This is a genomic window from bacterium, assembly GCA_019912885.1.
GTDB lineage: Bacteria > Lernaellota > Lernaellaia > JACKCT01 > JACKCT01 > JAIOHV01.
This window is the reverse complement of the sequence record JAIOHV010000226.1, coordinates 56503-63310: the sequence shown is the minus strand read 5'-3', so window position 1 is coordinate 63310 and position 6808 is coordinate 56503. Positions and strand designations below refer to the sequence as shown.

7 protein-coding genes are annotated in these 6808 nt (G+C 63.6%); 6 read left to right on the top strand and 1 reads right to left on the bottom strand.

What is annotated here, in order from left to right; genetic code table 11:
• Together K8I61_20185 and K8I61_20180 are read left to right on the top strand one after the other, a co-directional pair.
• Positions 1 to 454: M23 family metallopeptidase (locus tag K8I61_20185; protein MBZ0274363.1), on the top strand; the 454-nt coding region annotated here is incomplete at its 5' end.
• A gap of 16 nt (positions 455 to 470) precedes the next feature.
• Entirely contained in the window at positions 471 to 992 is a 522-nt protein-coding gene (locus tag K8I61_20180; GenBank protein ID MBZ0274362.1) for an adenine phosphoribosyltransferase, read from the top strand.
• 73 nt (positions 993 to 1065) lie between these two features.
• Here the strand turns inward: K8I61_20180 and K8I61_20175 are convergent, their stop codons facing one another.
• The gene (locus K8I61_20175) at positions 1066 to 2112 is read right to left on the bottom strand and encodes a creatininase family protein (protein ID MBZ0274361.1); all 1047 of its coding nucleotides are present in this window, start codon (positions 2110 to 2112) and stop codon (positions 1066 to 1068) included.
• Positions 2113 to 2415: 303 nt separating this feature from the next.
• On the opposite strand from K8I61_20175, the gene K8I61_20170 reads away from it, so the two are divergent.
• The 4 genes from K8I61_20170 (at position 2416) to K8I61_20155 (ending at position 6657) form a co-directional block, all read left to right on the top strand.
• Complete coding sequence (locus K8I61_20170) at positions 2416 to 2793, top strand: integration host factor subunit beta (protein ID MBZ0274360.1); 378 nt, start codon at positions 2416 to 2418, stop codon at positions 2791 to 2793.
• Between the two features lie 162 nt (positions 2794 to 2955).
• Positions 2956 to 4128 (top strand): ADP-forming succinate--CoA ligase subunit beta, encoded by a 1173-nt coding sequence (sucC, locus tag K8I61_20165; GenBank protein ID MBZ0274359.1) that lies wholly within the window; start codon positions 2956 to 2958, stop codon positions 4126 to 4128.
• The gene (gene sucD / locus K8I61_20160; protein MBZ0274358.1) at positions 4125 to 5003 is read left to right on the top strand and encodes a succinate--CoA ligase subunit alpha; all 879 of its coding nucleotides are present in this window, start codon (positions 4125 to 4127) and stop codon (positions 5001 to 5003) included. Before sucC ends, sucD begins: the two co-directional genes overlap by 4 nt.
• A 34-nt stretch (positions 5004 to 5037) precedes the next feature.
• On the top strand, positions 5038 to 6657 hold the full coding sequence (locus K8I61_20155; GenBank protein ID MBZ0274357.1) for an AgmX/PglI C-terminal domain-containing protein: 1620 nt from the start codon (positions 5038 to 5040) through the stop codon (positions 6655 to 6657).
• Positions 6658 to 6808: the final 151 nt, after the last annotated feature.

Here is a 6808-nt window from a genome sequence, read left to right as displayed (position 1 = left end):
CGCCTCGGTGAGCTTCACGTTGGACGTGCCGGCGCCGACGCCGCCGGGGCCGATCGGCGAGCCGGACGAAATGCGGCCATCCTTCATCTGGCCCGTGCGCGGACCGATTGTTCGCCGCTTCGGCAAGGGGCCCGATGGCGTGCTCACGGAGGGCATCGACATCGCGGGCGCGGCCGGGCAATCGGTGGTCGCCGCGGCGGACGGGCAGGTGATCGTCGCCGACGATCGCTTGAAAGGCTACGGCAAGATGATTGTGATCCAGCACGCAAACAAATACGTGACGATCTACGCGCACAATCGCGTGAATTACGTGCAAAAGGGGCAGAAGGTCGCGCAGGGGGAACGCATCGCCGAGGTCGGCGATTCGGGCCGCGCCGAACGGCCGCTGCTGCATTTTGAAATCCGCAAGGGGATCAAGGCGCTCGACCCGCTGAAACTCTTGCCGCGTTCCTGAAAACGGAGGTCCGTTCATGGACATCGAAGATCTCGCGAAACTCATCCGCAACATTCCGGACTTTCCGAAGCCGGGAATCCAGTTCAAGGACATCACGACGCTGCTCATCAAGGGCGAGGGATTCGCCGAGGCCGTCCGGCACATGGTCGCGCACCTGAGCGAGATGGAGTTCGACGCCATTGTGTGCGTCGAGGCGCGCGGATTCATCTTCGGGGCGCCGGTGGCCTACGCGATGCAAAAAGGGCTCGTCATCGTGCGCAAGCCGGGAAAGCTCCCACATAAGACCAAGCGCGTGACGTACGAATTGGAGTACGGGTCCGACAGCCTCGAAATTCACGAGGACGCCATCATCGACGGACAGCGCGTCGTCATCATCGACGACCTGCTGGCCACCGGCGGCACCGTCGCGGCCGTATCGAAGCTGCTGCGCGAGATGGGCGCGAAGATTCTCGAGTCCGCGTTTGTCGTCGAACTCGAAGGCCTTAACGGGCGAGAACGCCTCGATGGCATGGAGGTGTTCAGCCTGATTCGATTCTAGCCGACCGATTCAAGCCGGCGAACGGGGTGCGCGCCGCCCGCCGCGCACGCCTCGCCGCTTTTTGAACGTTTGTTCACTCCACGTTCACCTTGAACACGCGATCCGCCGCGGTATTCACCGCGCCGGACAAAAGCGCGTGGCGAAACTTCCATAACGGCGAATGGATATCGCCCATCTCGCGGCCTTTCTCCAGAAATTCCAGCACCGCCGGTTTCGTGATCGACACGAGGTGCTCGAACACGTCGTGCCCTTCCTCCGGAGAGGCGAGGGCGGGATAGCCGTAATACCCGCTACCCTTGAAATGGCGGACGGCACGCACGACCGCGTCGACGGTCGCGCGGTGTTGCCTCAGACGATCAAACGCCGACGCGCTGTCTCCGTTGCCGCGATAGAGGTACGAGTCGTTGGTGTCTCCGTTCGCCGTGCGCGCGGGGACGGACGGCGGCAGTTTCGTCCAACCCTCATCGACAAGCTCCGGCCACAGGTGCAATGCAAAGCAGGTTTCCAGGTAGCCCGCGTGGTGGTCGTGCTTGAGGTTCTCGACCGTCACCGTCCGGCCTGGCGTATTTTCGACGCCGGCGAATATCGTGTGCCCCTCTGTCATCTTCGCGAGAATGACGGAAAACAGCGATACCGCGGGTACGCCGAATCGGCGCGTCAGGCGGTCGGCGGCGTCTTCCAGGGCGCAGATATGGCGGGGTCCGCCGTGAAACGACGTGTACGCCAGGCGCGCGAACCCGTGTCTGGCGAACGGGACGAACATGCGGTAGGCGACCTCGCGCACCATCCGCGCGGGGAAGTTGACCGAACCGATCTGGGGAAGGCAATCCGTTGCCACGGGAACCGGCGGCAGAAACAGAAAGGTCCAGTCGTCGCGCTCGGCGGCGATGCGCGTGACGGTCGTCTCGGCCATCGAATAAGCCTCGAAAATATCCTGACCAAAAGGCAGGTGTGGCCCGTGCACTTCGAGCGGGCTGAAAGTCGCGACGACGCACGTCTTTTGGCGATCCAGCGCCAGGAGCTGCGTTTGCGTCATGCGGTCGTGGCGAAGGATGCGCGGATGCGCGGCGCCGCCCGTGGATCGGCCTTCCGGCGCCTCGGGCTTCGTGATTGGGCTCATGAGTCGGTTCCCCCGGGAGCGCTCCGCCAAAGCCGGAGCGCGTTCGTTTCAACGGCGTTGAAGCAGATTAGCATTGACGACGCCCACCGTCATGCGACCGTATTCGCGCCGGGAAAACGTCGTCCGGTCCGGAGAAACGAAAGCGCGAAAGGCGCGGCCCATCGCATGTGATCTAAATCAATCTTTCGTTATGATCCGCCGTGGTCGCAACTTTTATCTTGACAGGTATTCACGAGTGTACATATATGGCGGACTCATAAGAAAACGCTCGCGGAAAAAAAAATATTGGACGAGGCGGATAACATGAACAAATCCGATCTGATTAATGCCTTGGCCGACCGGGCCGCCATCGAGCGAAAGTGCGCGGCGAGTCTGGTGGATTCGGTTTTCGAGGAGATGGCGCGCGCGCTGACATGCGGACAGCGAATCGACATTCGGGGCTTCGGCTCCTTATTCATTCGCGAGCACGACGCGTATCTCGGCCGGAATCCCAGGACGGGTGAGTGGATTCGCGTTGAAGCCAAACGGCTTCCGCATTTTCACGCGGGTGCCGAACTTCGGCAGCGGATCAATGCCGATGTCAATACGGGTTCGGCACACGGGACCATCGACGCCGTCCCGATGTTCGCGCACGAGGTATTCGAGCGGCCCGCCTCGACGGACGCGGGCGATCCGGACTGAACGCCGCTCCGCCCGCCCCGGAAACGCCCCGGAAGTCGCGAATCCGCGAATGCTCGTGATTCGCGCGCGTCTCGCCCATCACCGTTGCCATCGCCCGGAAAACGTCCTAGTGTTTCGCCCGGTTTTTCCCGCGGACGTTGGACCCCCAAAAGGCAGAAATTTATGAAATTACACGAGTTTCAAGCGAAGGAGCTGCTGTCGCGGTACAGCGTGCCGGTGCCGAAGGGGCGCCTTGTCACGCACCCGGCGGCGGCCTACCAGGCGGCCCAGGCGCTCGGCGGCGGCACGTGCGTCGTGAAGGCGCAGATCCATGCCGGCGGACGCGGCAAGGGCGGCGGCGTCAAGGTCGTTCACACGCCGGATGACGCGGCGCGCGCCGCGGAAGCGATCCTCGGCATGACGCTGGTGACGCCTCAAACCGGTCCCGAGGGGCGCCTCGTGAAAAAGGTGCTTGTCGAGCAGGGGCTCGAGATCGAGCGCGAGCTCTATTTCAGCATTCTCATCGATCGTTCTACCGAGCGGCCCGTCATCATGGCGAGCGCGCAAGGCGGCATGGAGATCGAGGAGGTCGCGGCCAAAGACCCCGGCGCGATCATCACGGCGCATGTCAATCCCGACACGGGCTATTCGCCGTACGTCGCGCGAACGCTGGCCTATGGGCTCGGACTGACCGGTGACGCGAACAAGAAGTTCCTCGCCTTCGTCGCGGCGGCCTACAAGGCTTTTGAAGGCCTCGACGCCTCGCTTCTCGAGGTCAATCCGCTGATTGTGACCAGGAACCAGGATGTCATCGCCCTGGACGCGAAGGTGACGATCGACGACAACGCGCTGCGCCTGCACCCCGACGTGTTCGCGATGCGCGATTTCGACGAGGAAGAGCCCCTGGAAATCCTCGCGGACCGTTACGGCGTCGATTACGTTAAGATGGACGGGGGCATCGGGTGCCTCGTCAACGGCGCGGGCCTGGCGATGGCGACGATGGACATCATCCTCGCGTTCGGCAGCCGGCCGGCGAACTTCCTGGATATCAAGGGCGGCGCGAACGTGCAGAACGTCATCAAGGCGTTCACGCTGCTCATGGCCGACGATCACGTGCGCGCGGTGCTCGTCAACATCTTCGGCGGCATCGTAAAATGCGACATGGTCGCCAGCGGCATTCTCGAGGCGATGAAGCACGTCAAGGTCGATGTACCGGTCGTGGTTCGCCTGTCGGGGACGAATTCGGACAAGGCGCGCGAAATCCTCGCGGGCGCGGACTTCCCCTTTATCACCGCTCAAACGCTTTCCGAGGCCGCGCAAAAGGTCGTCGAAGCCGAGAAGGGGGCCGCGAAATGAGTATCCTCGTCAACAAGGACAGCCGCATTCTCGTTCAGGGAATCACTGGCAAGGAAGGCACCTTCCACACGCGCCAGTGCGTTGAATACGGAACGAACGTCGTCGCGGGCGTCACCCCCGGCAAGGGCGGCGATAACGTGGACGGCATCCCCGTCTTCAACACCGTCAAGGAGGCCGTCAAGGAAACAGGCGCGAACGTCGCGCTCGTTTTCGTGCCGCCGTTTTTCGCCGGTGATGCCGTGCTGGAGTGCGTCGAGGCGGGCATGCCGCTCGTCGTGACGATCACCGAGGGGATTCCCGCGCTCCACATGGTGCGCGTCATGGGCGCGGTCCGAGGCAGCGAAACGCGCGTGATCGGCCCGAATTGCCCCGGCATCATCAGCCCCGGCCAGGCGAAGGTCGGCATCATGCCGGGTTATATCCACACGCCCGGCCGTATCGGCGTCATCTCGCGAAGCGGCACGCTGACCTACGAGGCCGTGGCGCAGCTCTCCGAACTCGGAATCGGGCAATCGACGTGCATCGGCATCGGCGGTGACCCCGTCATCGGCACGAATTTCATTGACGCGCTTGCGTTATTCGAAAACGATCCCGATACGGAGGGTGTGGTCATGATCGGCGAGATCGGCGGAAGCGCCGAGGAAGAGGCCGCGGAATTCATCGCGGGGAACCTTCACAAGCCCGTGGTGTCATTTATCGCGGGGCTCTCCGCCCCGGCCGGGAAACGCATGGGTCACGCCGGCGCGATCATCTCCGGCGGAAAAGGCGGCGCCCGGGCCAAACTCCAGGCGCTCGAAAAGGCCGGCGTTTCGGTCGTGGAAAATCCGTCCGAGATCGGGCACGCGATGCGCGACGCCCTGAAAGGGCGTGACTAAAAAACGCGGTCGCCATCCGCGCGCACGAGGGATCATGAACGGTCGAAACACCTGGATTTTCGCACTTATCGCGGCGGCGGCGCTTCTTGCGCCGTCGTCCGCACTTGCTTTTTCGGACTCGCAGCCGTTCATGATCAACCTGGTCAGCGACGCCGTGGCCCTGGGTCCCCGGCAGGTCGGCTCGTCCGAGGTTTCCGGCGCCGCGGCGATCCGCGACGCGGTTTCGCGCATCAGCACCAAGACCAAGCACGGGCGGCGCGACCCGGACGAACACTTCAATTCCGTGGTGGAAATGTTCCGCACCTCGGCGCGGACGCCGCAGCAACGTTTCGAGGAGCTGGTCGCGTTGTCGGTCTATCTGGTCAACGCGGTCAGCCCGAATTGTCCCCCGAAGTTCTACAACGATCTGATGTCGAGCCCGGACGTGTTCATCGCCGTGTTCGACGGGCAGACGCCGATTCAGACGCCGTATTCGGATCACCTGAAATGGGCGACGCAGTGGTCGCAGCCGTACCGCTCGTCGCTGGACGGAGCATGCCGGTACTATAACCCGCGCAACTCCCGCCTTGCCGCGGACAACACGGCGATCGTCTACAACTTCCTTGTCAACGAGCTTGTGGACGTGTGGTCCTCCGTCCTCTACCGCGCGAACCAGCTCCGCAGTCCGTCCGCGGAGGTGGGAACCCGGCGCACACAAAAGCCGGGCGCGGCCTCGAACATCGTGGTTCAGCTCTACCGCCCCTCGGACGATCTTGACGTCACCATCGCCATGCGCGAATTCCGCCGCCTCGAGCAGGGTGGCCAGGACGCGGCCGCGGCGCCGGCGCCGCTGCAGGTCGCGGCGGTCGCGACAACGACGACCACGACGCCGACAACGACAACGACACGTCCTATCCCAACGACCGTGCCGCCTCCGCCGACCACGATTCCCTTGCCGGCCACGACAACGACGACGGTATTCACGCCCACGACGACCCTGGCGCGCCCGACGACGACCATCGCCATCGCGATGGCGGCGACCCCGGCGCCGGCCGCCGACACCGGCGTCATCGAGCTCGGCGGCCTGGAGATCACCTCCGAGGAGGCCGAGGCCGCCAAGGAGAAATACGGCCAGGACACCTTCGGCATTCGCGAAGGCCTGGACCCGGGCGCGAAAATCAACATCGATACGAGCGGCGTCGACGCCTCCGGCGGAAATCGGGTGGTGGTGCCGCACAGCTCGATGCCCAAGAGCGAACTTCAGTCCGGCGACGTCACGGTGGAATTCGACGCGCTCGGCCAGATCGCCTACGTGCCGATCGGCGAGAAGCAGGAAAGCCGCATCGTCCTTGGCGCGCTATCGACCGGCGAGGAGCAACAGGGCGCGATGAGCCCGGAGGCGGTCTTGCGCGTCATCAGCGCGAATCTCGGCGGCGTGCGGAGCTGCTACGAGCGTTCGCTCAAATACAACCCCAATATCGCGGGCCGCTTTTTCGTTCAGATCACCGTCGGCGCCGACGGGTCGGTCGCCAACGTCGAGGTTCTTGACGACACCTTGCGTTACGGCGATCTGACGAATTGCCTGGTCAAGCGCGTTTACGCCTGGCGCTTCCCCGCGCCGATGGGCGGACGGTACGTATTCAGCTATCCGTTCACGTTCGTGCAGTCGTTCTGAGCGCCAACGAGGCTGGAAGGTGGAACGCCGGGAGGCGTCCCTAACACGACTTGGCGACGGACAACATGGACATGATGGACCGGTTGGACATCATCGATGGTTGACGAGAGCGTCGGTCGTTGCGATTCATTCCGCATTCCGTATTCCGTCC

Bases quoted from the DNA above. Each gene is read 5' to 3' on its own strand.
- K8I61_20180 (MBZ0274362.1), top strand. From the start codon at position 471: ATGGACATCGAAGATCTCGCGAAACTCATCCGCAACATTCCGGACTTT.
- K8I61_20175 (MBZ0274361.1), bottom strand. From the start codon at position 2,112: ATGAGCCCAATCACGAAGCCCGAGGCGCCGGAAGGCCGATCCACGGGC.
- sucD (MBZ0274358.1), top strand. From the start codon at position 4,125: ATGAGTATCCTCGTCAACAAGGACAGCCGCATTCTCGTTCAGGGAATC.
- K8I61_20170 (MBZ0274360.1), top strand. From the start codon at position 2,416: ATGAACAAATCCGATCTGATTAATGCCTTGGCCGACCGGGCCGCCATC.
- K8I61_20155 (MBZ0274357.1), top strand. From the start codon at position 5,038: ATGAACGGTCGAAACACCTGGATTTTCGCACTTATCGCGGCGGCGGCG.
- sucC (MBZ0274359.1), top strand. From the start codon at position 2,956: ATGAAATTACACGAGTTTCAAGCGAAGGAGCTGCTGTCGCGGTACAGC.